At 72.9% G+C, this 24,514-nt stretch carries 22 protein-coding genes, 2 tRNA genes and 2 pseudogenes; 16 read left to right on the top strand and 10 right to left on the bottom strand.

Annotated elements, in window-relative coordinates; genetic code table 11:
* The first annotated feature begins 27 nt into the window (after positions 1 to 27).
* Positions 28 to 618: a hypothetical protein gene (locus AB0A69_RS19465; protein WP_361422992.1), complete on the top strand. Its 591-nt coding sequence runs from the start codon at positions 28 to 30 to the stop codon at positions 616 to 618.
* A gap of 23 nt (positions 619 to 641) precedes the next feature.
* On the opposite strand, the gene AB0A69_RS19460 is transcribed toward AB0A69_RS19465, so the two are convergent.
* From AB0A69_RS19460 to AB0A69_RS19450, 3 genes are all read right to left on the bottom strand, one after another.
* Positions 642 to 779, bottom strand: coding sequence for a hypothetical protein (locus AB0A69_RS19460; RefSeq protein WP_361422989.1), 138 nt, complete (start codon positions 777 to 779; stop codon positions 642 to 644).
* Positions 780 to 904: 125 nt separating this feature from the next.
* Positions 905 to 1,780, bottom strand: a complete 876-nt coding sequence (locus AB0A69_RS19455; protein WP_361422986.1) for a fused MFS/spermidine synthase — start codon at positions 1,778 to 1,780, stop codon at positions 905 to 907.
* 47 nt (positions 1,781 to 1,827) lie between these two features.
* Positions 1,828 to 2,310 (bottom strand): hypothetical protein, encoded by a 483-nt coding sequence (locus AB0A69_RS19450; RefSeq protein ID WP_361422983.1) that lies wholly within the window; start codon positions 2,308 to 2,310, stop codon positions 1,828 to 1,830.
* 248 nt (positions 2,311 to 2,558) lie between these two features.
* On the opposite strand from AB0A69_RS19450, the gene AB0A69_RS19445 reads away from it, so the two are divergent.
* Positions 2,559 to 3,914: a tetratricopeptide repeat protein gene (locus tag AB0A69_RS19445; protein ID WP_361422980.1), complete on the top strand. Its 1,356-nt coding sequence runs from the start codon at positions 2,559 to 2,561 to the stop codon at positions 3,912 to 3,914.
* Positions 3,915 to 3,945: 31 nt separating this feature from the next.
* On the opposite strand, the gene AB0A69_RS19440 is transcribed toward AB0A69_RS19445, so the two are convergent.
* Complete coding sequence (locus AB0A69_RS19440; protein ID WP_361422977.1) at positions 3,946 to 4,542, bottom strand: histidine phosphatase family protein; 597 nt, start codon at positions 4,540 to 4,542, stop codon at positions 3,946 to 3,948.
* Positions 4,543 to 4,677: 135 nt separating this feature from the next.
* Here AB0A69_RS19440 and AB0A69_RS19435 point away from each other — a divergent pair, with 135 nt between their 5' ends.
* The 7 genes and pseudogenes from AB0A69_RS19435 (at position 4,678) to AB0A69_RS19405 (ending at position 10,801) form a co-directional block, all read left to right on the top strand.
* Positions 4,678 to 5,577, top strand: coding sequence for a phosphatase PAP2 family protein (locus AB0A69_RS19435; protein ID WP_361422974.1), 900 nt, complete (start codon positions 4,678 to 4,680; stop codon positions 5,575 to 5,577).
* Positions 5,510 to 6,661, top strand: a complete 1,152-nt coding sequence (locus AB0A69_RS19430) for a hypothetical protein (RefSeq protein WP_361422971.1) — start codon at positions 5,510 to 5,512, stop codon at positions 6,659 to 6,661. The genes AB0A69_RS19435 and AB0A69_RS19430 overlap by 68 nt, the downstream gene beginning before the upstream one ends.
* Before the next feature lie 43 nt (positions 6,662 to 6,704).
* Positions 6,705 to 8,300, top strand: a complete 1,596-nt coding sequence (locus AB0A69_RS19425) for a hypothetical protein (protein WP_361422968.1) — start codon at positions 6,705 to 6,707, stop codon at positions 8,298 to 8,300.
* Positions 8,297 to 9,637, top strand: coding sequence for an AAA family ATPase (locus AB0A69_RS19420; RefSeq protein WP_361422965.1), 1,341 nt, complete (start codon positions 8,297 to 8,299; stop codon positions 9,635 to 9,637). Before AB0A69_RS19425 ends, AB0A69_RS19420 begins: the two co-directional genes overlap by 4 nt.
* An 88-nt stretch (positions 9,638 to 9,725) precedes the next feature.
* Positions 9,726 to 10,070 carry a hypothetical protein gene (locus AB0A69_RS19415; RefSeq protein ID WP_361422962.1) on the top strand — a complete coding sequence of 115 codons (345 nt, stop codon included), beginning with the start codon at positions 9,726 to 9,728 and terminating at the stop codon, positions 10,068 to 10,070.
* A 140-nt stretch (positions 10,071 to 10,210) separates the two neighbouring features.
* Positions 10,211 to 10,737: pseudogene (locus tag AB0A69_RS19410) on the top strand (bifunctional DNA primase/polymerase).
* A tRNA-Lys gene (locus AB0A69_RS19405) sits at positions 10,728 to 10,801 on the top strand. Before AB0A69_RS19410 ends, AB0A69_RS19405 begins: the two are co-directional and overlap by 10 nt.
* Before the next feature lie 96 nt (positions 10,802 to 10,897).
* On the opposite strand, the gene AB0A69_RS19400 is transcribed toward AB0A69_RS19405, so the two are convergent.
* Positions 10,898 to 12,139, bottom strand: coding sequence for a M6 family metalloprotease domain-containing protein (locus tag AB0A69_RS19400; RefSeq protein WP_361422959.1), 1,242 nt, complete (start codon positions 12,137 to 12,139; stop codon positions 10,898 to 10,900).
* Positions 12,140 to 12,589: 450 nt separating this feature from the next.
* On the opposite strand from AB0A69_RS19400, the gene AB0A69_RS19395 reads away from it, so the two are divergent.
* A complete protein-coding gene (locus tag AB0A69_RS19395; protein WP_361422956.1) occupies positions 12,590 to 14,368 on the top strand; it encodes an EAL domain-containing protein in 1,779 nt (592 codons plus the stop codon).
* Between the two features lie 87 nt (positions 14,369 to 14,455).
* Here AB0A69_RS19395 and AB0A69_RS19390 read toward each other — a convergent pair whose 3' ends face one another.
* The 3 genes from AB0A69_RS19390 to AB0A69_RS19380 all read right to left on the bottom strand — a co-directional run bounded on the left by AB0A69_RS19390 (position 14,456) and on the right by AB0A69_RS19380 (position 18,432).
* On the bottom strand, positions 14,456 to 16,186 hold the full coding sequence (locus tag AB0A69_RS19390) for a glycosyl hydrolase family 18 protein (RefSeq protein ID WP_361422953.1): 1,731 nt from the start codon (positions 16,184 to 16,186) through the stop codon (positions 14,456 to 14,458).
* Between the two features lie 297 nt (positions 16,187 to 16,483).
* Positions 16,484 to 17,536 (bottom strand): LLM class flavin-dependent oxidoreductase, encoded by a 1,053-nt coding sequence (locus tag AB0A69_RS19385; RefSeq protein ID WP_361423203.1) that lies wholly within the window; start codon positions 17,534 to 17,536, stop codon positions 16,484 to 16,486.
* Between the two features lie 158 nt (positions 17,537 to 17,694).
* A complete protein-coding gene (locus tag AB0A69_RS19380; RefSeq protein ID WP_361422950.1) occupies positions 17,695 to 18,432 on the bottom strand; it encodes a decarboxylase in 738 nt (245 codons plus the stop codon).
* Positions 18,433 to 18,514: 82 nt separating this feature from the next.
* Here AB0A69_RS19380 and ehuB point away from each other — a divergent pair, with 82 nt between their 5' ends.
* The 6 genes from ehuB to AB0A69_RS19350 all read left to right on the top strand — a co-directional run bounded on the left by ehuB (position 18,515) and on the right by AB0A69_RS19350 (position 22,513).
* Complete coding sequence (gene ehuB, locus AB0A69_RS19375; protein WP_361422947.1) at positions 18,515 to 19,396, top strand: ectoine/hydroxyectoine ABC transporter substrate-binding protein EhuB; 882 nt, start codon at positions 18,515 to 18,517, stop codon at positions 19,394 to 19,396.
* A complete protein-coding gene (gene ehuC, locus AB0A69_RS19370) occupies positions 19,393 to 20,052 on the top strand; it encodes an ectoine/hydroxyectoine ABC transporter permease subunit EhuC (RefSeq protein ID WP_361422944.1) in 660 nt (219 codons plus the stop codon). Before ehuB ends, ehuC begins: the two co-directional genes overlap by 4 nt.
* Positions 20,049 to 20,699 (top strand): ectoine/hydroxyectoine ABC transporter permease subunit EhuD, encoded by a 651-nt coding sequence (gene ehuD / locus AB0A69_RS19365; RefSeq protein WP_361422941.1) that lies wholly within the window; start codon positions 20,049 to 20,051, stop codon positions 20,697 to 20,699. Before ehuC ends, ehuD begins: the two co-directional genes overlap by 4 nt.
* Positions 20,650 to 21,429 (top strand): ectoine/hydroxyectoine ABC transporter ATP-binding protein EhuA, encoded by a 780-nt coding sequence (ehuA, locus tag AB0A69_RS19360; protein WP_361423200.1) that lies wholly within the window; start codon positions 20,650 to 20,652, stop codon positions 21,427 to 21,429. Before ehuD ends, ehuA begins: the two co-directional genes overlap by 50 nt.
* 166 nt (positions 21,430 to 21,595) lie before the next feature.
* On the top strand, positions 21,596 to 22,354 hold the full coding sequence (locus tag AB0A69_RS19355; protein WP_356645255.1) for an IclR family transcriptional regulator C-terminal domain-containing protein: 759 nt from the start codon (positions 21,596 to 21,598) through the stop codon (positions 22,352 to 22,354).
* Positions 22,355 to 22,439: 85 nt separating this feature from the next.
* Positions 22,440 to 22,513: transfer RNA gene (locus tag AB0A69_RS19350), tRNA-Lys, on the top strand.
* A gap of 69 nt (positions 22,514 to 22,582) precedes the next feature.
* Here AB0A69_RS19350 and AB0A69_RS19345 read toward each other — a convergent pair.
* Together AB0A69_RS19345 and AB0A69_RS19340 are read right to left on the bottom strand one after the other, a co-directional pair.
* A complete protein-coding gene (locus AB0A69_RS19345) occupies positions 22,583 to 23,176 on the bottom strand; it encodes a lytic polysaccharide monooxygenase auxiliary activity family 9 protein (protein WP_361422937.1) in 594 nt (197 codons plus the stop codon).
* 115 nt (positions 23,177 to 23,291) lie between these two features.
* A pseudogene (locus tag AB0A69_RS19340) lies at positions 23,292 to 24,461 on the bottom strand (SPFH domain-containing protein); the annotation flags it as partial.
* Between the last annotated feature and the right edge of the window lie 53 nt (positions 24,462 to 24,514).

The following is a 24,514-nucleotide window of genomic DNA, read 5'->3' as shown; positions in this document are numbered from 1 at the left end:
TAGGACACCGTGGACGGGTAGTGCACTATGGCCCGGATGCGTAGAGGACTCGTACATGCCATGGCGTGGTCGCTCGCCACCGGCGCGGCGGTCACTCTGTCGTGGTGGGGTGTGCACACGGTGATGGCCGGGACGGCGTACGACCCGCCGCGCGCCCTGCCGATCACGGCCGACCGTCCCACGGCACCCGCGGGCGGCGCCGAGCCGCAGTCGTCGTCGACGCGGCGCCCGGGGCCGGATCCGGAGGAGAAGCCGGCCTCGTCCGCTCCCCCGCGCACCGGCGGGACGCCCGGGTCGAAGCGGCCGGAGTCGCCGTCGCGCGAGCCGTCCGCGCCCGCGTCCCCGTCCCCGTCCCGTACGCCGGAGAGGACACCGTCGGCGAGCGGCCGGCCCACCGGCAGCGTGAAGAGTTACTCGGTCGACGGCGGCCGGGTGGCCTTCGACATGGGGCCCTCCTCCGCCGAGCTGGTCTCGGCGACCCCGGCCTCCGGCTGGCAGATGCAGGTGTGGAAGCAGCCGACGTGGATCCGGGTGACGTTCACGAAGGACGGCCGGGAGATCTCGGTGTTCTGCGTCTGGCACGACACCGCGCCACGCGTCGAGATCGACGAGCGCTAGGACCTGTCTTCCGGATCCTGCCGCTACTCCGGTTCGCCGTCGTCGACCGGGTAGGACTTGATCCACGTCTCGCCGCAGCGGCAGTGGTAGTGCTCGATGAGCTCGCCGGCGTCGGAGACGCCCATTCCTTGGCGGATACGAACATGGACATGTTTACCCATGGGGGCTCTCCCTCCTTCATTGGGCTTCATTGGGACAATTGCCCGATTCTGGCCTCCGGCGGCCGTGCGGGGCAACAGCCCGCCCACCATGCGGACGGACGTAGTCCTCTTTACTCGCACACCGATTACTCGAACACCGACGGGGGCGGTGCGGGCGACGGCTTGGCGGCGGCGTCGGTGACGGCCGTCGCCCCGCCCGTGAAGTCGGCCAGCGCCCGCCCGTGCTCGACGCGCCCCGGGTGCGGGTCCGTGGCCACCCGGCGGGTCAGCTCGGCGACCGGCAGCGGGGTGTCCGAGGCGAGGAGGACCGCGTTGCCGAAGCGGCGCCCGCGCAGTACGGCCGGGTCTGCGGCGAGCGCGAGTTCAGCGAAGAGCGTGGCGGCGGTGGCGATCTGACCTCGCAGGTGGGCCAGCGGCGGCCCGTCGGCGAGGTTGGCGGCGTAGTGCCCGCCGGGCTTCAGCACGCGCCGCACCTCGGCGAGGAACTCCGCGCTGGTGAGGTGCGCGGGCGTGCGCGCCCCGCTGAAGACGTCCGCGATGACGAGGTCGGCCCAGCCGTCGGGGATCTTGCCGAGCCCGGCGCGGGCGTCGCCGCCCCGGACGCGTATCCGGGCCCCCGGGTCGAGCGGCAGCTCACGGCGGACCAGCGCCACGAGCGGTGCGTCGAGCTCGACGATCTGCTGGGTGGAGCGGGGCCGGGTGGCGGCGACGTAGCGGGCGAGGGTGAAGGCGCCGCCGCCGAGGTGGACGACGGTGAGGGGGCGGCCGGGCGGGGCGACGAGGTCGGCGATGTGCCCGAGGCGGCGCTGGTAGGCGAAGCTCAGGTGGGCGGGGTCGTCGAGGTCGACGTGCGACTGCGGGGCGCGGTCGATGAGCAGGGTCCAGGCGCGGGAGCGCCCGGGGTCGGGTACGAGCTCGGCGAGGCCGCCGTCCACGGCCTCGGCGACGGTCGCCGGGGCCTGCCGCCCGCGCTGCTTGTGCTGTGCTGCTTTCCTCGCCACCAGCCCATTATCGACGCACTGGCGTGCGAGCCGGGGGCTGCGGGAGCCTACTGGCAGTTGTCGGCGGCCTCGATGAGGCGGGCGGCCTCGCCGAGCGCCCGGCGCAGCACGGCCGGGTCGGTGACCGCGTCGGGGCCGGTGGGCGGCAGCAGCCAGCCGGCCCCGGCGACCGGCGGCTCGCCCGGCTCGCCCGGCCCCAGGTCGGGGATCCGCAGGCCCCGCCCCGCCGTCTGCGTACAGGCGCTGCCCGGCATGTCCCAGTCGGCGGCGGTGCCGGGGGGCACCAGGAAGCCGAGGGTGTCGCGGTGGTCGTCGTGCAGGACGGGGCCGACGGCGGGGGCGCCGCCGCGACGGAGGATGTCGACCGCCTCCAAACCCTGACGGGTCGGCACGGTCACCAGATCGCAGGGTTCACCGGCCGCCTCCGGAGGCGGGGCGCCCGCGTCCTGCGTCGGCCGGTGCTGTGCGGTGGTGTGCGGTTCCGCGTGCTGGGACTGGGACTGGTAGTGCGACTGCTGCTGCGACGCCATGCCGACCTCCAACAAGGGATCCCTCCTCGCTCGAGTCCCCGTGTGGAGACACGTTCCGTCTCTCCGGAGGGTTCAACGCCGACACGCGTCAACAGCTACGGCGGCACGCCGCCGCAAAGGATGGCAGTTCATGGCGGATCGCGGGCGAGATATCCCGTTTGTTGCCAAACGCAGCGTGCGCGCCCCGTCACAGCAGGTACGTTCTTCCTCCGCCGGACCAACGGCAGCACGCAGGAGAGGGCTCGGCCATGGCGTCGTCACGGGCAGTTCCCAATCTCGCCTTCCGTCGGCTGCGCGGCCGGCGCTCCCCGGCCGAGTTCGCGGCCGCGGTCCGCCGGTCCGCCCGGGAGATCGGTGAACAGGTCGCATGTGACGCCCGCTACATCGGGCGCGTGGAGTCGGGTGAGATCCGCTGCCCCAACTACGCGTACGAGCGGGTGTTCCTGCACATGTTCCCCGGCCTCACCCTGGCCGATCTGGGGTTCGCGGCACGTGAGCAGGTGCGCGGCCGGGCGGCCCGCGCCCCCGCCGGCCCCCCACCGGCGGCACAGATCACCATCCGGAACGATGAGGAGAGCGACGTGCTGCGTCGCGCATTCATGACGAGCGGTACCGCCACGGTGGCGGCCGCCTCGCTCGGCCTCGGCGGCCTGGCCGGTGCCGGTCTCGGCACCATCCCCGCCCCGCGCGCGGGCCGCACGTTCGGGGAGACGGAGGTGGAGGCCGTCGAGGAGGCGGTACGGCGCATCCGCCTGCTCGACGACCGGTACGGCGCGGACGGGCTGTACCGCAGAGCCGCCGAGCCGCTCCGCATGGCGTACGCGCTCCTCGACTCGGGGACCCCGGCCCGCCAGTCGACCGCCGACCGGATGCAGGCGGGCACCGGCGAGCTGGCCCTCTCCGTGGGCTGGCTCGCCCATGACTCGGGCCGCCTGGAGGACGCCCGCTCCCACTACGCGGAGGCGCTGGCCACCGCCCGCGTGGCGGGCGACCAGGCACTGGAGGCGCACGCCTTCTCCAACACCTCGTTCCTCGCCCGGGACGAGGGCCGCTTCCGCGAGGCGGTCCGTGCCGCCCAGGCGGGCCAGCACGCGGCCCGGCAGCTGTCCTCCGCTCGCCTGCTCGCCCTGCTGACGCTGCGCGAGGCGTGCGCCTGGGCGGGCCTCGGCGACCGCGCGGCGTGTGAGCAGGCTCTGGGCCGGGCGCACGCGCTCTTCGGGCGGGGCCCGTGCGACGCGGACCCCGAGTGGATGTCCTTCTTCGGCGAACCCGAGCTGGAGGCGCTGGAGGCCCAGTGCTGGTCGGCGCTCGGCGACTGGCCCCGCGCGGTCCGCCACGCCCGCCGTGCGACGGCCCTCCAGAACCCGCACTTCACCCGGAACCTCGCGCTCTACCGCGCCCAGCTCGCCACGGACCTCGCCCGCTCCGGCGCTCTGGAGGAGTCGGCCGCGGCGGGCGAGCGAGTGCTGGACCTGCTGGGCGAGGTCCAGTCGTCCCGCATCCGCGCGATGCTCGTCGACACCGTCCGAATCCTCTCCCCGCAGCGCTCGACGCCGGCGGTGGCGGCCTTCCTGGACCGGCGGGCGGCCTTGGACCGGGTCTGACGCCCCGCCGCACCGGGAGCCGGAGCCGCCGTCAGCCCTCCAGGTGGCCCGTGTCGTTCCACCGCTCGATCGCCGGGGCGCCGTACGCCCAGCCCAGGGCCGAGATGCTCGTCGGGTCGAGGCGGATGCGGGCCGCGAAGGAGACGTCCTCGCCGAGCCAGCGGGCGCCGATGGAGCGCAGGATGTGGCCGTGGGCGAAGACCAGCACGTCACGGTCGGCCGAGCGGGCCCACTCCACGACCTCGTCCGCGCGGGCCGAGAGCTGGGCGAGGGACTCACCCTCCGGGACGCCGTCGCGCCAGATGAACCAGTCCGGACGGAGGGCCTTGATCTCGGCGGGGGTCATGCCCTCGTAAGCGCCGTAGTCCCACTCCATCAGCGCGTCCCAGCGCTCGGCGCGGTCGCCGAAGCCGGCCAGTTCGCAGGTCTCCCGCGCGCGTACCAGCGGGCTCGTACGGATCTCGACGCCCTCCAGGCCGCCCCACGGGCCGCGGTGCAGCCGTTCGCCCAGCAGCTTCGCGCCCCGGCGGCCCTCCTCGAGGAGGGGTATGTCGGTCCTGCCGGTGTGCTTGCCGAGCAGCGACCACTCGGTCTGGCCGTGCCGGGCGAGCAGGATGCGCGGTGCCATGAGGGCTCTCCCTGAGGGTTCACAGAAGGTGCCCCTCCATCATCCCGTACGTGAACGGGGGCCCACGCCGGAGCAACCCCGGCCGCGATCTCCACGTCCATGACAGGAGGGAGCCATGGAGGGGGAACCGTTCGGATGCCGCACACCGTCGTGAGTCGTCGTCCCCGGTGGTGGACCGAGCTGCTGCTGATCGTGGTGGTGTACGCCGCGTACTCCGGCGGGCGGCTGCTCGCGCGTGGTGATGTGGCCGACGCCGTGGACCACGGGCTGGCGATACTCCGGCTGGAACAGGCGCTGCACCTCAACGCCGAACATCCGCTGAACCGTCTCTTCACCGCGACCCCCGCGCTCGGCATACCCGCCGATTTCGCGTACGCCACCCTGCACTACCTGGTGACCCCCGCCCTCCTGGTCTGGCTCTTCCGGCGCCGGCCCCTCCACTACCGGGCCGCCCGCACCTGGCTGATGGTCTCCACACTGCTCGGGCTCGTCGGCTTCACCCTGCTGCCGACCTGCCCGCCGCGGCTGCTGGCCGCCGGGCACGGGTTCGTCGACACCATGGCGCAGTACAGCGCCTACGGCTGGTGGGGCGGCGAGGCGAGCGCCCCGCGCGGGCTCGGCGGCATGACCAACCAGTACGCGGCGATGCCCAGTCTGCACGTGGGGTGGGCGCTGTGGTGCGGGGTGATGCTGTGGCGGTACGGGCGTACACCGCTGCTGAAGGCGCTCGGGGTGGCGTACCCCCTGCTGACCGTGGTCGTCGTGATGGGGACGGCCAACCACTACTTCCTCGACGCGGTCGCGGGGTGCGCGGTGATGGGCGCCGGGCTGGTGCTGGCGGGGCCGGTGGCGCGCGGGGTCGACCGGGTACGGGACCGGGTACGGGACCGGGTACGGGAGCGTTTCGGCGGGGGTTCCGTTCCGGGAACTTCACCGATTGTCAGTGGCGGATGCGAGACTTCCGCGGGTGAGCGAATTCCTGGGCAGCGGGCCCGATCGGCGTCCGCAGACGACACTCCGGCACCGGCTCGCTGAGCTGCGCGGCCCCGCCGCCGCTCCGCATCCGCTGGACGCCCGCGCGCTGGCCGCGCTGGCGGCCAATCCGGGCTGCCGGCGCCGCGCGCTGCTCGACGGAGCGGGGGTCGACAAGGCCGCGCTGGCGTCCGCCCTCGGCTCGCCGTCGGGCTTCGGGCAGTCGCAGTTCGCCTTCATGCGCGGTAACGCCTTCGAGGCCAAGGTCAAGGCCGACGGCGGCCTGGAGCTGCTGCGGCTGCTCGGCGTGGAGAGCCAGGGCGACGTGCGGGTGCCGGACCTCACGGCGGCCGGGCCCGAGGGGCGCGCGGCGCGCACGGCCCTGGCGCTGCGTGAGGCGACGGAGGCCGGGGGGTGGTCGCTGCTCGACCATCCGATGCTCGCGCTGGAGGTCGCCGGCTCGCCCGCGTACCTGGAGCCGGACGCCGTCGTCGTACGGCCCGACGGGCGGTGGACGGTCGTCGAGATCAAGTCCTTCCCGATGATCGACGGCTCGGCGGACGCGGCCAAGGTGGGCGCGGCCGCCCGGCAGGCCGCCGTGTACGTGCTGGCGCTGGAGCGGGTCGCGGCCCTGACGGACGGCGCGGAGGTGACGCACTCGGTGCTGCTGGTCTGCCCCAAGGACTTCTCCAACCAGCCGACGGGCTCGCTCGTCGACGTACGCAAGCAGCTGTCCGTGACGCGGCGGCAGCTGGCCCGGCTGACGCGCGTGGAGGACATCGCGGCCGCCCTCCCGGAGGGCGTCACCTTCGATGTGGAGGCGTGCTCGGCGGAGCAGCTGGCGGCGGCGGTGGACGCGGTGCCGCACGCGTACGCGCCGGAGTGCCTGGCCGCGTGCGAGCTGGCGTTCCACTGCCGCGACCGGGCCCGGGAGGCGGGCGCGGTGGAGGCGCTGGGCCGTTCGGTGCGGGGCGAGCTGGGCGGGCTGACGACGGTCGGCGCGGTGCTGGCGGCGGCGCGCGGGGAGGCCGGCGACCCGGCCGACCCGGCGGTGGCGGCGCTGCGGCGGGCGGCGGCGCTGCGGGCGGAGGCGGTCGCACAGGCGCCCGCGCGGATGCCGAAGGAGTACGTCGAATGTCCCTGCTGAGCGTGTCCCTGCTGAGCCCGGGCCTCGCGGAGGGGGTGGGCGCGTGTCGTTGATCTCCACCCTCGCGCGGCTGGAGGCCGTCGAGTCCGGGCGGGCGCAGCCGCTCGCCACCGTGCGGCACCGCCACCTCTCGGAGCGGCCGCTCGTCCTCGTACCGCTGACGACCGCCGGTGAGGCCGGTGCTCCGCTCGGGGCACTGCTCGGGACCGATCCGGAGGAGCCGCGGCTGCTGGTCGTGCCGCAGCCGCGCGACCGGGACCTGCGGTTCGCCTTCCTCGCGGAGCTCGCGGAGGCCGTGATCCCGTACCTCGACGCGTACGCCGACGACGTCGAGCCGGCCGAGCGCAACGAAACGGATCCCGAGACCGGCAAGAAGGTCAAGGTCGAGGTGGAGCTGTGCGCGGACGCGCCGCAGCTGATCGTGCCGAGCCGGGCGGGCGTCGAGTACGTACGGCTGCTGGGGCGTTCGATGCGGTTCCGGCGCACGGCCGAGCAGGATCCGGAGACGCCGTTCCCGGCGCCGCCGCGCGTGCCGCTGCTGGGGCGCTGGCTGACGCACTACGGCGAGCGGGCGCGGGTGCCGGGCTCGTCGCTGCTGCTGGCGGCGACGGACCTGCTGAACCGGCACTGGGCGACGGGCCAGTCCTCGCTGGAGGACCAGCACCTGGGGGCGCTGCTCGCCTGGATCGACACCCCTGAGGGTGAGTCGGGCGCGGAGGCGGCGCTGCGGGCGGAGCTCGGCCGTGACCGGGACGGGCAGCTGCTGTGCCCGCCGGCCGGTCCCGCGACCGACCCGGCGTTCGACAACCGGCTGCTGGCGCCTGCGATCGAGCGGTACGACCGGGCACGGCAGGCGTTCGCGGCGGCGGAGGACGGCGAGGCGGCCGACGAGCGGCTCGGCGAGCTGCACCGCGCCGAGCGGGAGGTCCGGCGGCTGATCGTCACCCAGCTGCGGCCCACGTGGGAGGCGGTGTGGCGGGCGGTCGAGCTGGCGCGCGAGCTGCCGCCGGGCGCCCGGGTCGCGGACCGCTGGACCCGGGACCGCTGGTCGTTCACCGGCCACCGGGACCGGATCCGGGCCGGTGAGCCGCCGCAGCCGCGCCGCGACGACGCCGTCACGGCCGCGCAGAAGCTCGCCGCGCGCGAGAGCGCCCAGGCGCAGCTGGAGGCGCAGGAGGCGCTGGACGATCCGCTGGTCATGGCGGGGCGGCGGCTGGCCGGTGAGGCGTTCGTGGCCGAGGTGCTGGACGTGACCATGACGTGGACGGAGTCGAAGCGCCCTGCGCCGCGCCCGCTGCTGACGGTGCGGACGGACGACCGGCCGCACCTGGGCGAGAAGGTGAAGGTGTACCGGTCGCTGGACGGCAAGCCGCAGACGGCCGAGTTCGTGCGGTTCGAGGACGGGGAGGCCGGGGCGCTGGTGCTGCGGGTGCTGGACCGGATGGGGCGGGGCAAGGAGCCGGCGGAGGGGTCCGTACCGGAGAAGGGGGACCGTCTGGTGTGGACGCTGTTCGAGCACGACCAGCGGGTCGGCCCGAAGCTGCCGGACCCGGAGGAGACGCCGTGGACCCACGGCGGTCCCCCGCGTTCCGACGCGGGGGAAACGCCCGACGCCGTGACGCCGGAGGACCTGCTGTGACCGCCGTCGTGCCCTTCGATCCCGCCGCGGAGGCCGCGCGCGCGACCCGGGAGATCCTCGACGACACGCTGCACGGGGACGCCCGGGGCGTCGTCGTGGACTCGCCGCCGGGCGCCGGGAAGTCGACGCTCGTCGTGCGGGCGGCGCTGGAGCTGGCGGCGGCCGGGCGGCCGCTGATGGTGGTCGCGCAGACCAACGCCCAGGTCGACGACCTGGTCCTGCGGCTCGCCGAGAAGGAGCCGGAGCTGCCGGTGGGGCGGCTGCACTCCAACGACTCCGACCCGTACGACAAGGCGCTGGACACGCTCGACAACGTACGGAAGTCGGCGAAGGCGGCGGACCTGGCCGGGCTCGACGTGGTGATCTCGACGGCCGCGAAGTGGGCGCACGTGAAGGGCGTCGAGCCGTGGGGCCACGCCATCGTCGACGAGGCGTACCAGATGCGGTCCGACGCCCTGCTGACGGTGGCCGGCCTCTTCGAGCGGGCGCTGTTCGTCGGGGACCCCGGGCAGCTGGACCCGTTCTCGGTGGTGGGCGCCGAGCAGTGGGCGGGGCTGTCGTACGACCCGTCCGCGAGCGCGGTGTCGACGCTGCTCGCGCACAACCCCGAGCTGCCGCAGCACCGGCTGCCGGTGTCGTGGCGGCTGCCGGCGTCGGCGGCGCCGCTGGTGTCGCAGGCGTTCTACCCGTACACGCCGTTCCGCAGCGGGACCGGGCCGGGTGAGCGGCGGCTGGCCTTCGGCGTCGCGTCGGACGGGTCGGGGCCCGACCGGGTGCTGGACGAGGCGGCCGAGTCCGGGTGGGGCCTGCTGGAGCTGCCGGCCCGGCACACGCCGCGTACGGACCCGGAGGCCGTACGGGCCGTGGCGCTGGTGGTACGGCGGCTGCTGGACCGGGGCGGGGCGGCGGTCTCGGAGCGGGCCGCCGAGCCGGTGCCGCTGGGCCCCGACCGGATTGCCGTCGGCACGGCGCACCGCGACCAGGCGGCGGCGGTGCGGGCGGCGCTGGCGGAGCTGGGCGTGTTCGGGGTGACGGTGGACACGGCGAACCGGCTCCAGGGGCGGGAGTACGACGTGACGGTCGTGCTCCACCCCCTGTCGGGGCGCCCGGACGCGACGGCGTTCCACCTGGAGACGGGCCGCCTGTGCGTGCTGGCGTCGCGGCACCGGCACGCGTGCATCGTGGTGTGCCGGGCGGGCGTCGCGGAGCTGCTGGACGAGCACCCGTCGACGGAGCCGGTGCAGCTGGGCATGACGGTCAAGTTCCCGGACGGCTGGGAGGCGAACCACGCGGTGCTGTCGCACCTGTCGGAGCACCGGGTGAGGTGGGCGCCGTAGGACGGCTCCGGGGCGGGGTTGCGCGGCGCGGGACAATGGACGGTGGCCGACCGGAGGGCGGGGGCCGGGACCAGGAGGAGATGGCGACATGGCGGAGACCGAGCGGAGCGAGCAGCGGCGGCTGAAACCCGCGCCCCTGCTCTTCGAGCCTGCGGAGGCCGCCGCCGACCCGGAGCACTTCTTCGACCTGGAGTCGATGGACGACCCGCGCGAGCTCCTCGCGCGCTCCACCGAGCTCGCGCTGGCGTTCCGCGCCGCGACCGACCGGGCGGTGGAGTTCCAGGCGATGGCGGCCGCGCAGCTCGCGGACCCGCGCCGGTTCGACCGGCTGACGGCCGCCGACATCGCGGAGCGCGCGGAGTGGACCGAGGACTACGCGAAGCGGATGGTCGAGTTCGGGCGTGACCTGCTGCGGGACAGCGAGCGGGACTGACGGCGGCGCCGCCGCGAGGATCGGGCGCTGGCCGACGGCATATGCCGGTCGGGCGAACCTTACTCCCGGAGGGACCCGCTTGTCCGGGTTTTCCCCAACCCTCGGAGAGGGGGCTGTCACAGGGCGTAAGTGTGGTGGCCATGAACGTATCCCACGCCACCTCCGACGGCGCCGACTGGCTCGCCTCCGCCGCCCCGCACCCGGACTCCGTCCTCGACCTCTGGGCTGCGCACCCCGCCGCCCCCGCCGTCCTGCCCTGCGGGCGGGTCTTCGACGTCGTGAGCGGACCGGCGGTCGCCGGGCGCCGCGTCCTGGACCGGCTGTGGGAGGAGGGCCCGGGATCGGGGCCGGTCGCCGTGCACCGGGGGCGGATGCTGCTCTTCACCGCGCCGGGCACGGCCCAGCGGTTACCGTCGCTGCTGCGCTGGGAGCAGTGGGGCGGCGACGACATACCGCCGCTGATCTGCCACGGCGTGGGGGACGCCGTGACCGTGCCGCCGCCCGCGCCGCTGGGTGCGACCGAGGGGCCGCGCTGGGTGGTGGCGCCGGACTCCCGGCGGCCGTGGCTGCCGGGGCCGGAGGTGCTGCTGTGGGCGGTGCGCCGTTATCGATTTCTCCTCGCGCCGAACAGGGTGCTAAGGTCTACGACGTCAGCAGGCGCCGCTAGCTCAGTTGGTTAGAGCAGCTGACTCTTAATCAGCGGGTCCGGGGTTCGAGTCCCTGGCGGCGCACAGACGGAAGAAGCCCCTCGCGGAAGCGGGGGGCTTCTTCGTTCGCCCGCGGGCGTTCACCCGCGGTCGTTCGCCCGCGGTCGTTCGCCGTCACGGTCAACGGGGCGTGATCTTGACCGTCCACGCGCCCGTGGCGGTGCGGTCCGCCACCTCCACCCGCGTGCCCTCCCCCGGCACCGTGAAGGTCTCCCCCACCCCCAGCGGCGCGTCCGCGAGCGGCGCGTACACCGAGCGGCCCCAGCAGGCGCCGGTGCGCGGGTGCGTGTCGACCACCTCGACCGGTCCGGCGCCGGACGACGCCTCGCCCCGGACGCGGTAGATCAGCACCCCCTCGGTGCAGGTGCCCTCGTCGTTGCCGGTCGCGGCGCGCGCCTCGATCGCCAGCACACTGTGCTCGCCGGTCCTGACGACCGCCAGCCGGGTGCCCGCCGACACACCCCACTCGGGCACCGCGGCCAGCGGCTCCAGGGTGAGGAGGGTCGGCTCACCCGCCGGAACGCAGCGGACCTGGTGCCCGCCGAGCCAGCCCAGCTTCCACTTGTGCCAGCCGAAGAGCTCCGGCGCCATCGCGAACTGGCTGCCCATGACGTCCCAGTCCCCCACATGGGTGTCCCAGTCACCCTTGCCGTCCATCGGCCGCCGGTAGAGGTCCGGCAGGTCGAAGACGTGCCCGGTCTCGTGGGCCAGCACGTTGCGGTCCGGCGGGTGGCGCTCGAAGACCGTGACGACACGCCGGATGTCGGTGCCGTCGGCGCGCAGCGGGACGTCGAGGTTGACGACCTTCGTGGCGTCCGAGTCCACGCCCGGCGCGTCCGGGTCGGCGACCAGGTAGACGATGTCGTACCGCGAGAAGTCGACGTACGGGTCGGCCACGGCGAGCGCGTCGCGCAGGTAGGCCGCACGCCGCTGCGGCTCCCAGTCACGCCGTATGGCGTACGCGGTGGAGGGCCGCGGCATCGGCAGCCACTCGCGCAGCAGGTGCGGGCGGAGCGTGAACCGGCCGTACGACGCGCGCTGGAAGAAATGGGTGGTCGCCGGGAAGTGGTCGGCGGCGATCTCGTCGGGGTGGGTCAGCGGCGGCGCGTCCGGGAAGGACAGGAAGAGCATGACCGCGTCGAGGTCGCGCACCGGCCGCGGGTAGGCGGCGTTCCAGGTGTCCAGGCCCAGCGAGTGGTGCGCGCCGGTACGGGGCAGGGCGCACGGGGCCGCCTCGGGCGCGGCGGACGCGGGGCCTGCCACGAGGCCCGTCGCGGCGAGCGCCAGGAGAGAGAAGATGCCCGCGGCGGTGGACCGCAGGCGCGCGCGGTCCACTCCCTCGGGTGTCTGCTGACTCTCCACGTCGACCTCCGGGTGCGGGATACGGGACGTCTCACCACCCTGAGGTGATTTGGCGCGATACGCCCTGTTCCGCTGCCCCACTTGGGTGAGCGGGCCGATTTCACGCAAAGTCACAACCGGTCAGGGTGGGATCGGCGGGCGCCACACCCGGGCCAGACCTGTGCAGAAACGATCGACCGGGGGCGCGCGGGTGGGGCGGCTCACACCTTCCGGGCGCCTCTCACCCAGTGGCGGCGCTGGAACGGCCGCCGCGACAGCCTCTATGATCGGCACACTTTCGATGGCTGACCATTCCGACCACATCTGTGCGTCACAACTGCCCTGCGGGAGCGAGCGGTGAGCGGAACCTCCAGCGGAATGCCCCAAGCACCGGGAGCTGCGGCAGTCTCACCGACCGACACCGCCGACCTTCCGAACACGCAGAGTCACGAATCCGGCGGTCCGGGCCCCGTGCCCGACACCGAACCGCGCGACTACCGCGCCGCGTTCAACGCCGCCCACCTCGCCATGGCCGTCGTCGGTCCCGAGGGCCTCGTCGTCGCCGCCAACGACGCCCTCGCCGCCCTCCTCGGCACCGACTCCGACTCGCTGAGCGAGCAGCCGGCCTCCGACCTCGTCGACCTCGCCTCCGACAGCCGCACCTGGCACGCCTACCGCGAGGTGCTGAGCGGCCGCCGCTCCCGCTTCCGCTGCACCCGCCGCCTCAAACACCCGGACGGGCGCTCCCTGTGGGCGGAGGTCACCGTCGCGCCCGTACCGCACAGCCGGCGCGTGCTGCTGTCCATCGCCGACATCAGCGACCGGCGCGAACTCCAGGCGCGGCTGCGCCACCTCCAGATGCACGATCCGGTGACCCGGCTGCCCAACCGCACGCTCTTCTTCGAACGGCTCGCCTCCGCGCTGGAGAACTCCGCGTACGACGCGTACGACACGTACGACACCTACGGCGCGCACGACGCGCGCGGCGCGTACGACTCCTACGGCGGTGGCGGATCAGGGCGGATCGGCCTCGTCTACCTGGACCTGGACGGCTTCAAGGCCGTCAACGACACCCTCGGGCACCGCGTCGGCGACCGGCTGCTGGCGGCCGTGGCCGCCCGGCTCACCGAGTGCGCGGACAGCGACGGCTACACCCGCAGCGGCGGCCACCTCGTCGCCCGGCTCGGCGGCGACGAGTTCGCGATCCTCGTCGAGGACTCGACCGGTACGGAGCAGCTCGCCGACCTGGCCCGGTCCGTACTCGCCGCCGTACAGCGGCCGTTCGACCTGGCCGGGCAGCGGCTGTCGGTCTCGGCGTCGATCGGGGTCGTCGAACGGGCCGCCGCCGGCACCACCGTGACGGGCCTGATGCAGGCCGCCGACACCACGCTGTACTGGGCCAAGGCCGACGGCAAGGCCCGCTGGACGCTGTTCGATCCCGAGCGCAACGCCCACCGCATGACGCGGCAGTCGCTCTCCTCCACTCTCCGCCCGGCCGTCGAACGCGGCGAGTTCGCCCTCGAATACCAACCGCTCGTCGGCATGTCCGACGGGACGGTACGCGGCGTCGAGGCGCTGGTGCGCTGGAACCACCCGCAGTTCGGCTCGCTGGCGCCGAATCGGTTCATCGGGATCGCCGAAGAGGACGGCTCGATCGTCCAGCTCGGGCGGTGGGTGCTGCGCACCGCGTGCCGCCAGGCCCGGCAGTGGCAGAAGGAGCACCCGCGCGAGAAGCCGCTGTTCGTCAGCGTCAACGTCGCCGTACGCCAGGTGTGGGACTCCGACCTGGTCGCGGACGTCGCCGAGATCCTCGCCGAGACGGGGCTCGCGCCCCACCTCCTCCAGCTGGAGCTCACCGAGTCGGCCGTCATGGGCTCGGCCGGCCGGCCGCTCCAGGCGCTCCAGGCGCTCAGCGACATGGGCGTGCAGATCGCCATCGACGACTTCGGCACCGGCTACTCCAACCTCGCCTACCTCAGCCGCCTCCCGGTCTCCGTCCTCAAGCTGGACGGCTCTTTCGTCCGCGGCTTCCAGGACGAGGAGCACCCCAACCCGGCCGACGAGGTCATCGTCGAGGCCCTGGTCCAGCTCGCGCACCGCCTCGGCCTCACCGTCACCGCCGAGTGCGTCGAAACCTCCGGCCAGGCGGCCCGCCTGCGCCGCATCGGCTGCGACACCGGCCAGGGCTGGCTCTACTCGCGGGCGGTGGCCCCCGACCGCATCCCCGAGCTGATCGGCGCCGGGGCGTGAAACCGCCCCTGCCCGGGGGGTGCTCGCCGGGCAGGGGCGGTGGTCGTGGGGGGTGGGTCTCAGGCCGTCAGGCCGTGTGGTGGCGGGTCAGCAGGCTCCCTGGTCCTGCCAGACGCCCCACTCGCCGGTGGTGCCGGGCTCCTCGCCCTTCGTCCACCACTTGGCCTTCCAGGTCCGCCCCTTGTGGGAGACCTGTGCGCCGCCGGTGTACTCCGCCGTCGCGGACCAGGCCGCGGCCGTGCACGCACCCGGCGTCGGGGTCGGGGTCGGCGTGGGAGTCGGCGTGGGGGTGGGGGTCGGGGTGGGGGTGGGGGTCGGGGTGGGGGTCGGCGTGGGGGTGGGGGTCGGCGTCGGGTCCGGGGTCGACGGCGACGAACCGACCGCGGCCACGATGTCGTTCAGCAGCGTGGTCCGCTCGTCCAGCCCGAGCAGCGAGTACATCATCGCGCCCGCCAGGCCCCGGTTGTGGGCGTAGTCCGCGCGGGCCTGGATGGACCGCTTGTCCAGTCCGGTGAAGAACTCGCCGTCCTTGTAGAAGTACGCGGCCTTCGCCTGGTCGTCCCAGAAGGTCGTCGCCGCGTTGTCGACGATGCCGCCGAGCTCCTTGTAGTGCGCGATGCCGGCCTGCCGGCTCACCGGCCGGGCGGCCGAGGCGCCGGTCGCGGGCTGCGCCAGGCCGTTCTTCGCCCCGGCGGGGACGCCCTTCCAGCCGCGGTAGTAGAACTCGTACCCCAGCGTCAGCTTGTTCGCGGGGAAGCCGCCCGCGATGCCGTACGCCGGCTTGCCGTCGATCCAGGCGTCGATGGCGTTGTCGATCGAGTACTTCTCGGTGCCGGGCTTGATCGGGTCGGTCGGGTCGTCGGAGCCGGAGTACAGCGGCGACTGGTGGTACGTCGGCCCGTCGCCGTCCCAGGCGCCGTGCATGTCGTACGTCATGATGTTCGCGTAGTCGAGGTACGCGCCGATCTTGTCGGTCTCGATGTGCTTGATCTTGTCCTGCCCGGCCGGCAGGGCGGCGGTCAGCAGGTACTTCTTGCCGCCGTGGGCGGCGCCGTACGCGTCCAGCTGCTTGCGGAACTCGGCGAGGAGCAGCGTGAAGTTCTGCTTGTCCTCGGGGCCGTAGTGGTTGCCGAGGTGGCCGTCGGGCGAACCGGGGTACTCCCAGTCGATGTCGATGCCGTCGAAGATCCCGGCAGCCGTGCCGGGGCCGCCGTAACCGCCCTCGACCGGCAGGTCGCCGGCGATGTACTGCTTGATGCAGGAGGCCACGAGCTTCTTGCGGCTCGCGTCCGTCTTCGCGGCGTCGTGGAAGTACTTGGAGTAGGTCCAGCCGCCCAGCGAGATGTTGATCTTCAGCTTCGGGTACTTCGCCTTCAGCTCCTTGAACTGGTTGAAGACGCCCACGATCGGCTGGTCCCACTTGTCGGCGACCCCGTCGACGCTGTCGGCGGCCGAGAAGGACCGCTGGTAGTCGGCGTACGAGTCGCCCGCGCCGTCACCGGCGTTGGGGTTGGCGTCGTCGCCCGCCGCCTTGTTGGCCTGGAAACAGGTGAGCTCGGTGGGGTGGATGTTGCCGAAGGAGTAGTTGATGATGTCCAGCTTGCCCGCGATGCCCCGGGTGTCCAGGTGCTTGGGGTAGAAGGCGTTGCCGTAGACGCTCCACTGGTCGTAGTACGCGATCTTCACCCCGCCGGAGGAGGGCGCGGCGGCCGCCGGGGCGGCAGCGGCGGCGGTGCCGGGGCCGGCGAGGGCGGCCAGCGCGCCGGCGGTCAGCGCCACGCCGGTGAGCGCGGCGACGAGGGGTTTGCGGTGCTGCACGTGCGGCCTCCGAGGGGGGTGGCGGTACGGGAGTTGGAGCAGTGATAGCCGCCTCGTGAACAGCGCGTCAATGGTCCGAACCAAATGAGGACTAGACCATTTCGGCGGCGAAACCCCTCGTCAGGAGCGCGCACGAACCGCCCGCCACCGGTGGTGACGAGCGGTTTAAGGCTCCCTTATGGATCTTGTGCGCCCGTTCCCGAGCAGGAACCACGCGGCTCCGCGCCTCCGTTCCCGAGCAGGAACCACGCGGCTCCGCGCCTCCGGTCCCGAGTAGGAACCATCCGGCTCCGCGCCTCAGGCGTCCGGCAGCCCGTACGCGTCCGCGATGAGCTCGTAGCTGCGCAGCCGCGCCTCGCTCCCGTGCGCGTTCGCCGTGATCATCAGCTCGTCCGCGCCCGTGCGCTTCTGGAGGTCGTCCAGCCCCGTCCGTACCGCGTCCGGCGTGCCGTGGACGACGTTGGCCAGCCAGCCGTCGACGAACTCGCGCTCCGCCGGGCTGAAGGCGTACGACTCCGCCTCCTCCGGCGTCGGGATCAGGCCCGGCCGGCCGGTGCGCAGACGGACCATGGACAGCGCGCCCGTGAGCACCTGGCGCCGCGCCTCCCGCTCGTCCTCCGAGGCGAGCGCGGAGACGCCGATGAGCGTGTACGGCGCGTCCAGCACGGCCGAGGGGCGGAAGGAGTCGCGGTACAGGTCCAGCGCCGGGATGGTGTTCCGCGCCGAGAAGTGGTGGGCGAACGCGAACGGCAGTCCCAGCGCGCCCGCGAGCCGGGCGCTGAAGCCTGACGAGCCGAGGAGCCACACGGGCGGGCGGCCCGACGGGCCCTGCACCGGCCCCGGTACGGCGTGGATCCGGGCGTAGGGGTGGCCGTCGGGGAAGTCGTCGTCGAGGAAGCGCACCAGCTCCGCGAGCTGCTGCGGGAAGTCGTCGGCGCCTTCGTTCAGCCTCTCGGTGCGGCGCAGGGCCGCCGCCGTGGCCCCGTCGGTGCCGGGCGCCCGCCCGAGGCCCAGGTCGACGCGGCCCGGGGCCATGGCTTCCAGGGTGCCGAACTGCTCGGCGATGACGAGCGGCGCGTGGTTGGGCAGCATGACGCCGCCCGAGCCGAGCCGGATGCGCTCGGTGTGGGCGGCGAGGTGCGCGAGGATCACGGCCGGCGAGGAGGAGGCGACCCCGGGCATGGAGTGGTGCTCGGCGACCCAGTGGCGGTGGTAACCGCGCCGCTCGGCCAGCCGGGCGAGGGCCACGCTGGTGGCGACGGCCTCGGTGGCGGTGCGCCCGCTGCCCACGGTGACCAGGTCGAGGACGGACAGCGGTACGGGCGCGCTGCCGAGCGCCGTGCCGCGGATGGCGTCCTCGCCTCGTACGGCGCCATCGCCTCGTACGGCCTCATCGCCTCGTACGGCGTCGTCGTTCACGAAGGACCCTCCTGCGTCGATGCGTGCGTAGTGCACCCATCCACAACATGAGGCACTCTCCGGTTATTCCGCACGCCCTCCGCGTGGGCTCATTCCGTGAGCGCTTCCGCGCCCTGCCGCGCGAAGAGCCGCCCCAGCTCCTCGGACCAGGCCCCGCGCCGCTCCGCGAGCCGCAGGCCCTCCCACACGGTTACCTGGTTCCCGGTGAGCACCGGCTTGCCGACGGTCGCCTCCAGCTCCGGCAGGTACGCCACCGTGTGCAGCGCCGTATCGGGCAGGAGCACCGCCTCGGCCTCCGGATGGTCGCCGGTCGCCGCGAGCTGGAGCACGTGCTCCCGGCCCCACCGGGCGAGCTCGGCCGCCGTGACGACGGAGCTCGACCGGGCCGCGACCACGTCGAGTCCGGCGTCCCGGAGGAACCGTACGAAGAGCTCCGTGACGTCCGGCGGATACGTGGCCGCCACCGCGACCCGCCGCACCCCCAGCGCCCCCGCCGCGTGCGCGAACGCGAACGCCGTGCTGGACGCCGGCAGCCCGGCCGCCGCCGCGAGGGCCCGGATCTGCTCGTGGGCGCCCTCCCAGCCGTACACGAACGACCCGCTCGTACACGCCCAGACCACCGATTCGGCGCCGGAGAGCCGCAGCTCCTCGACCCCGGCCGCGAGCCGCTCGCGGGCGCCCATCTCCTGGAGGACGTCCACGCGGTGCGCGTCCTCGCCGATGTCGGTACGGACGATGGGCAGGTTGAGGCCGTTGAGCAGCGACTCCATCCGGGGGAAGTCCTCCTCGGCGGCGTGCCCCGGGTAGAGCAGTCCGACCGTCGTCATGTCATGCCCTCCATGTCACGCGCTCCTGTGCGTCGGCGTTCACGTACGCATACCCCGCGCGGTCTCGGGTAGCCGCGCGCCCATGGCCCGAACAGTTCGTCGACTCAGAACGACCCCTTCGATACCCCGGCGCACCCTCCTGCTGGGCTCGGCCGCGGCCGCCCTGGCCGCCACCGGCTGCAGCCGCGTCGCCTCCGGCAACGCCCTGGACCGGCTCAGATCCCAGGGCACCGTCCGGCTCGGCATCGCCAGTGAGGTCCCCTACGGGTACGTCGACGAGCAGGGAGAGTTCACCGGCGAGGCGCCGGAGCTGGCGAAGGTGGTGTTCAAGCGGCTCGGCATCGACCGCGTCCAGCCCGTGGCCACCGATTTCGCCTCCCTCATACCGGGCCTGAACTCCCGGCAGTTCGACGTCGTCGCGGCCGGGATGTACATCAACAAGGAACGCTGCGAGCAGGTCGTCTTCTCGGACCCCGAGTACCAGATGCTCGACTCCTTCGTCGTCCGCAAGGGCAACCCCCTCAACGTGCGCTCGTACGAGGACGCGGTCCGCGCCAAGGCCAGGTTCGCCACCGCCACCGGGTACGCGCAGCTCGACTACGCCGTGGCCGCCGGGTACCCCGAGAAGGACGTCGTCATTCTCCAGGACCAGGTGGCCGGGCTGAACGCCGTCGAGTCCGGCCGCGTCGACGTCTTCGCCGCCACCGCCCTCACCGCGCGCCTGGTCGTGGAGAAGAGCCGGCGGGCCGAGGCGACGGCGCCCTTCTCGGCGGTCGTCGACGGCGAGAAGAAGATCGACGGCGGCGGCTTCGCCTTCCGCCCCACCGACCGCGACCTCCGGGACGCCTTCAACACCGAGATCCACAAGATGAAGAAGAGCGGCGAGCTCTTCCGCATCATGCGGCGATTCGGTTTCACCCAGGCCGAGATGACCACGCTCACCGCCGAGGAGCTGTGCCGATGACCGCCGGACTCTGGCAGAACTGGGTACTGCCCGGCATCTGGACCACCCTCCAGCTGCTCGTGTACAGCGCCGCGCTCGGCGCGCTGGTCGCCTTCTCCGTCGGCACGGCCCGCACCCACCGCTCGCTGTTCGTCCGCTTTCTGGCGGGCGCGTACACGGAGATCTTCCGGGGCACGTCGGCGCTGGTGCTGATGTTCTGGCTGTTCTTCGTGGTGCCGCCGCTGCTGGGCTGGCAGCTGGTGCCGATGTGGGCGGCGGTGCTCGCGCTCGGCCTGTCGTACGGGGCGTACGGCGCCGAGATCGTGCGCGGCGCCCTGGCCTCCGTACCGAAGGCGCAGCGCGAGGCGGGGGTGGCGCTCAGCTTCACGCCCTGGCAGCGGCTGCGGCTGATCCTGCTGCCGCAGGCCGTGCCCGAGATGATCCCGTCCTTCTGCAACCTGCTGGTCGAGCTGCTGAAAGGCACCGCGCTGGTGTCGCTGCTCGGCGTCGGGGACGTCTCCTTCGCCGCGTACCTGGTGCGCCTCGCGACCCAGGAGAGCGCGCAGATCTACTCCCTCATCCTGGTGATCTACTTCGTGATCGCGTTCGTCATCACCCGCTCCATGAAGGCACTCGAACGGAAGACCAAGGCCAATCTGGGGGTGGTGGCCAAGTGAACTGGGACTGGTCCGCGGTGGCGGACTTCATGCCGCGCTTCTGGGACGGGCTGCTGGTCACGCTGCAGATCCTCGTCCTCGGCTCGCTCATCTCCTTCACCCTCGGCCTCGTCTGGGCGGCCGGATTCCGCGCCCCGAGCCGGCTGGTGCGGTGGCCGGTGCACGCGGTGACGGAGTTCATCCGCAACACACCGCTGCTGGTGCAGCTCTTCTTCCTCTTCTTCGTCCTGCCGGAGTGGGGGGTGCAGTTCTCCGCCCTGACCACCGGCACGCTCGCCATCGGGCTGCACTACTCGACGTACACGGCGCAGGTGTACCGGGCCGGGATCGACGCCGTACCGGCCGGGCAGTGGGAGGCCGCCACCGCGCTGAGCCTGCCGGCCCACCGGACCTGGACCGCGGTGATCCTGCCGCAGGCGCTGCGTCGCGTCGCGCCGGCGCTGGGCAACTACGTCATCGCGATGCTGAAGGACACGCCACTGCTGGCCGGAATCAGTGTGCTGGAGCTGCTCCAGCAGTCCCGGCTGGAGAGCGCGGCGACCTTCCAGTACACCGAGCCGCTGACGGTCGTCGGTGTCGCCTTCATCCTCATCGCCTATCCGGCATCCCTTCTCGTACGAGCCCTGGAGCGCCGCCTTGTCCACTGACCTGATCACCTTCGAGAACGTCACCAAGCGCTACGGCGGGAACACCGTCCTCGACGACCTGTGCTTCTCGGTCGAGCCGGGCCGGCACGTCACGCTCATCGGCCCGTCCGGCTCGGGCAAGACGACGATCCTGCGGATGCTGATGACGCTGGAGAAGCCCGACGCGGGCACCATCCGCGTCGACGGCGGCCGGCTCTTCCCGGCCGACGAGAAGCAGCGGCGGGAGGTGCGCAAGCAGATCGGGATGGTCTTCCAGCACTTCAACCTCTTCCCGAACATGTCGGTGCTGCGCAACATCACCGAGGCCCCGGTGCGGGTGCTGGGCCTGGAGAAGGACGAGGCCGTGGAGCGCGGCCGGGAGCTGCTGGAGATGGTGGGGCTCGCCGACAAGTGCGACGCGAGACCGGCTCAGCTCTCGGGCGGCCAGCAGCAGCGGGTGGCGATCGCGCGGGCGCTGGCGATGCGGCCGAAGGTGCTGCTGCTGGACGAGGTGACCTCGGCCCTCGACCCGGAGCTGGTGGCCGGGGTGCTGGACCTGCTCAGGGACATCGCGCGGTCCACGGACATCACCATGCTCTGCGTCACGCACGAGATGAACTTCGCCCGTGACATCTCGGACGAGGTCCTCATGTTCGACGCGGGGAAGGTCATCGAGTCGGGTGCGCCGGAGCGGATCTTCTCCGATCCGGAGCACGAACGCACGCGCGACTTCCTCGGCGCGGTGCTCTGACCTCCCGGTCGGCGCCGAAAGTAGGCCATTGGCATATGCCAAAGTGTCCCGTTCCTGCGTATGCCCCCGGGACGGGACACTTTCTTGCCAACGGGGCCTCCTGAAACGGCCCTTGGCGGCTATCGTGGTACAGAAGCATGCGGTCACAACCTGGTAGGGGGAAACCGTGGCGCCGAAGCCCGAGCCGACCGCGCCGTTCCACTCGGTGCACTACGCCCTGCGCGTCCTCGAAACGATCTCCAGGCATCCCGGTGGCGTCACCGACGTCCAGATCGCACGCGAGACCGGACTCCCGACCGGCCACCTGGCCCCCATGCTCCTGATGCTGCGCCGCGAGGGGTACGTGGAGCAGGTCTCCGACGGCGCGTACGTCGTGGGCGACTCCCTCGTCCTGCTCGGCTCCGGCGCCACCCGCCGCGAGGCCCTGCAGAACAAGCTCCAGGAGACCCTGACCGAGCTGCGCGACTCGCTCGGCGCCGCCGTCTACATCAGCCGGTACATCGACGGCGAGGTCAAGGTCACCCAGGTCGCGGACGGGCCGCACACGCCCAAGGTCAACGAGTGGGTCGACTTCCGCTCCGCCGCGCACGCGAGCGCGGTCGGCAAGTGCCTGCTGACACAGCTGGACGTGAACGGGCGCAGAGACCACCTCTCCCGCCACAAGATCGCGCGGCTCACCTCGCGCACCATCACCAGCGAGAAGGTGCTGTTCTCCAAGCTCGACAGCCAGCCGCCGACCGTTCCCGTCCTGGACCTCCAGGAGTACGCCGTGGGCACGGTCTGCGCGGCGGTTCCGCTGACCGCCGGGTCGGCCGTGGGCTGCCTCGCGCTCTCGCTCCCGATCGAGCACGCGCACCGGCTGCGCTCGGCTGCCGACGCGCTGAACCGCAAGGCGGCCCCGGTGGTGCTGTCGCTGGCGCTTTAAACCCGTACGCGCCGGATGTGAGCCAGCTCACGCCCTCGCGGGCGGAAGCACGCCTCGGACCAGGTAGTATTAACTCTGTCAGCAGGCGCCGCTAGCTCAGTTGGTTAGAGCAGCTGACTCTTAATCAGCGGGTCCGGGGTTCGAGTCCCTGGCGGCGCACAGACGAAAGAAAGCCCCTCGCGAGAGCGAGGGGCTTTCTCGTGCTCGTGCGGTGCTCGCGCACACGGCTCAGAACTGGACGTCCGAACAGGCGTAGAAGGCGTTCCCCGTGTCGGCGATCGTCCAGACGGCGAGGATGAGGTGCCTGCCCGTCTTGCCGCTGGGGATCGTCCCGCTGTGCGCGAGCGTGGACGGCGGCTGCTGGGCGTTGTACGGGACCGTGAGGAACGGTTGCGGATCCAGGGCCGCGCGGGTCAGCGGAGCGCTGGAGTTCCAGCCGTTCCTGGTGATGTAGTACTTGAAGTCGGTGGTGCGGTGCCGTGCCGTGAACTGCCAGCGGAAGGTGTGGCTCTGACCGGCGGCCAACCGGGTGGCGGGCCAGGCCCCGCCCCGTGGATCGTCGAGCTGGGCGAAGGTGGAGTTGCCGCCGGCGCATATCCGGCCGTCGGCGGGCCCGCCGGACGGGAAGCCCTTGGGCCCCTCGACCGACTGCGGCTCCCACTGGATGGCGCCGCAGTTGGTGACAGTGCCGTTGGCGCAGAGCTTCTGGCGGCTGATGGGTGAGTCGGTGTAGCCGTGGCTGCTGGCGCTGCTGGTGGCGAGGAGAGACGCTCCGGCGACGCCGAGCGCCACCACGGCCGCGCCTAAGGTGCGGTTTCGCATGCTGGTGCTCCAGGTGAACGTGGGGGAAGTTCCATGAGCCGTGGTGCGATCCAGCCGGGAGTTGGTCTGGACCAACTCCCAATGTAGGGACGTCAATTAGACATGTCCATACCAATCACGGGGCTTCGACCGGACCACTGCGACCCGTGTAGAAAGCCACCGTCAGGTCCTTGACCAGCGCTTTACGGTCGTAGTCGTCCAGCTCGACCAGACCACGCGTGGTCAGCCGGTGGACCATGTCGTCCACCGCGTCCACCACCGACGTGAGCACCATGTCCCGGTGCTTGGCGTCGATCGACGCGATGCGCCGCCGCTGCATCGCGGCCGCGATCTCGGGCGCGTACTCGATCCGCGTCGGCTGCGCCGAGAAGACGTCGATGCCGACCGGCGCGCACTCCTCCGCCAGCATCCGCGTCAGCGCGTCCCCCACCACCTCCGCGTCCCGCAGCGTCGGCGCGTCCTCGTGGAAGGCGTCGGCCGGCAGTTGGGAGAGCACCCGCGCCATCGCCGCCTCCACCTGCTCGCGCAGGTACTGCTCGTGGTCCGCGACCCCGAGCGCCGCCCGCACCGTGTCCCGGATGCGCCACACCACCAGCACCACCACCCGCAGCGCGGTGCCGTTCGCGTCGACGGCCGGCAGCGGCTCGCTGCGCCAGTGCCGCAGCCGTACGTCGACCCGGCGGCGCAGCATGAGCGGGCTCACCCACACCAGCCCGGTGCGCCGCACACTGCCCCGGTAGTCGCCGAACAGCGTCAGCACCCACGCGTATCCGACCCGCCCGCGCCCCAGCCCACCGAAGGCGAACAGCGTCATCAGCACCCCGAGCGCGAGCAGCGCCCACCAGCCGAGGGCGATGCCGTGGTACGGAGGGGACGGCAGCCGCAGCATCAGCGTCAGCGCCGGGGGCACGACACCCACCCACCACAGCACCGCCGCGCACCCGGCGAGCGCGGCGGCCCCGGCGACGACACCGACCCAGCCGGGCAGCGCGGGCCCGGGCCGCTCGACGAGGCGCGGGTCGCCGGACGGCACGGGCCGCGGCCGGCCGGCAGGCGGTGTCTGCGCCGGTGCCTGAGTCGGCACGGACACGCATACGGACACGGTTCCGGGCACGGAGCCCGCGGGCGGCCGCGGCGGCGCCTCGTCCCGTACCGCCGCGTCGGTCGCCGCGGCCGCTCCCTCGCCGCCGGCCTCTCCGCCGTCGCCGTCGGTCTCGCCGCCCTCCCTGTCGTCCCGGAACAGCAGGTGGACCGGGATGGGCCCGGTCGTCTCGTTGCCGATCACCGGCACGCGCCGCACATGCGGCCCGCCGCTTTCCGGCGTCCCCGTCTGCATCA

Source organism: Streptomyces sp. NPDC045431 (assembly GCF_040646655.1).
Classification (GTDB): Bacteria; Actinomycetota; Actinomycetes; order Streptomycetales; family Streptomycetaceae; genus Streptomyces.
The sequence above is the reverse complement of the archived record's forward strand: the minus strand, read 5'-3'. Positions and strand labels throughout refer to the sequence as shown.

Bases quoted from the DNA above. Each gene is read 5' to 3' on its own strand.
- AB0A69_RS19465 (WP_361422992.1), top strand. From the start codon at position 28: ATGGCCCGGATGCGTAGAGGACTCGTACATGCCATGGCGTGGTCGCTC.
- AB0A69_RS19460 (WP_361422989.1), bottom strand. From the start codon at position 779: ATGGGTAAACATGTCCATGTTCGTATCCGCCAAGGAATGGGCGTCTCC.
- AB0A69_RS19450 (WP_361422983.1), bottom strand. From the start codon at position 2,310: ATGGCGTCGCAGCAGCAGTCGCACTACCAGTCCCAGTCCCAGCACGCG.
- AB0A69_RS19445 (WP_361422980.1), top strand. From the start codon at position 2,559: ATGGCGTCGTCACGGGCAGTTCCCAATCTCGCCTTCCGTCGGCTGCGC.
- AB0A69_RS19440 (WP_361422977.1), bottom strand. From the start codon at position 4,542: ATGGCACCGCGCATCCTGCTCGCCCGGCACGGCCAGACCGAGTGGTCG.
- AB0A69_RS19435 (WP_361422974.1), top strand. From the start codon at position 4,678: ATGCCGCACACCGTCGTGAGTCGTCGTCCCCGGTGGTGGACCGAGCTG.
- AB0A69_RS19415 (WP_361422962.1), top strand. From the start codon at position 9,726: ATGGCGGAGACCGAGCGGAGCGAGCAGCGGCGGCTGAAACCCGCGCCC.
- AB0A69_RS19380 (WP_361422950.1), bottom strand. From the start codon at position 18,432: ATGACGACGGTCGGACTGCTCTACCCGGGGCACGCCGCCGAGGAGGAC.
- ehuB (WP_361422947.1), top strand. From the start codon at position 18,515: ATGGCCCGAACAGTTCGTCGACTCAGAACGACCCCTTCGATACCCCGG.
- ehuC (WP_361422944.1), top strand. From the start codon at position 19,393: ATGACCGCCGGACTCTGGCAGAACTGGGTACTGCCCGGCATCTGGACC.
- AB0A69_RS19345 (WP_361422937.1), bottom strand. From the start codon at position 23,176: ATGCGAAACCGCACCTTAGGCGCGGCCGTGGTGGCGCTCGGCGTCGCC.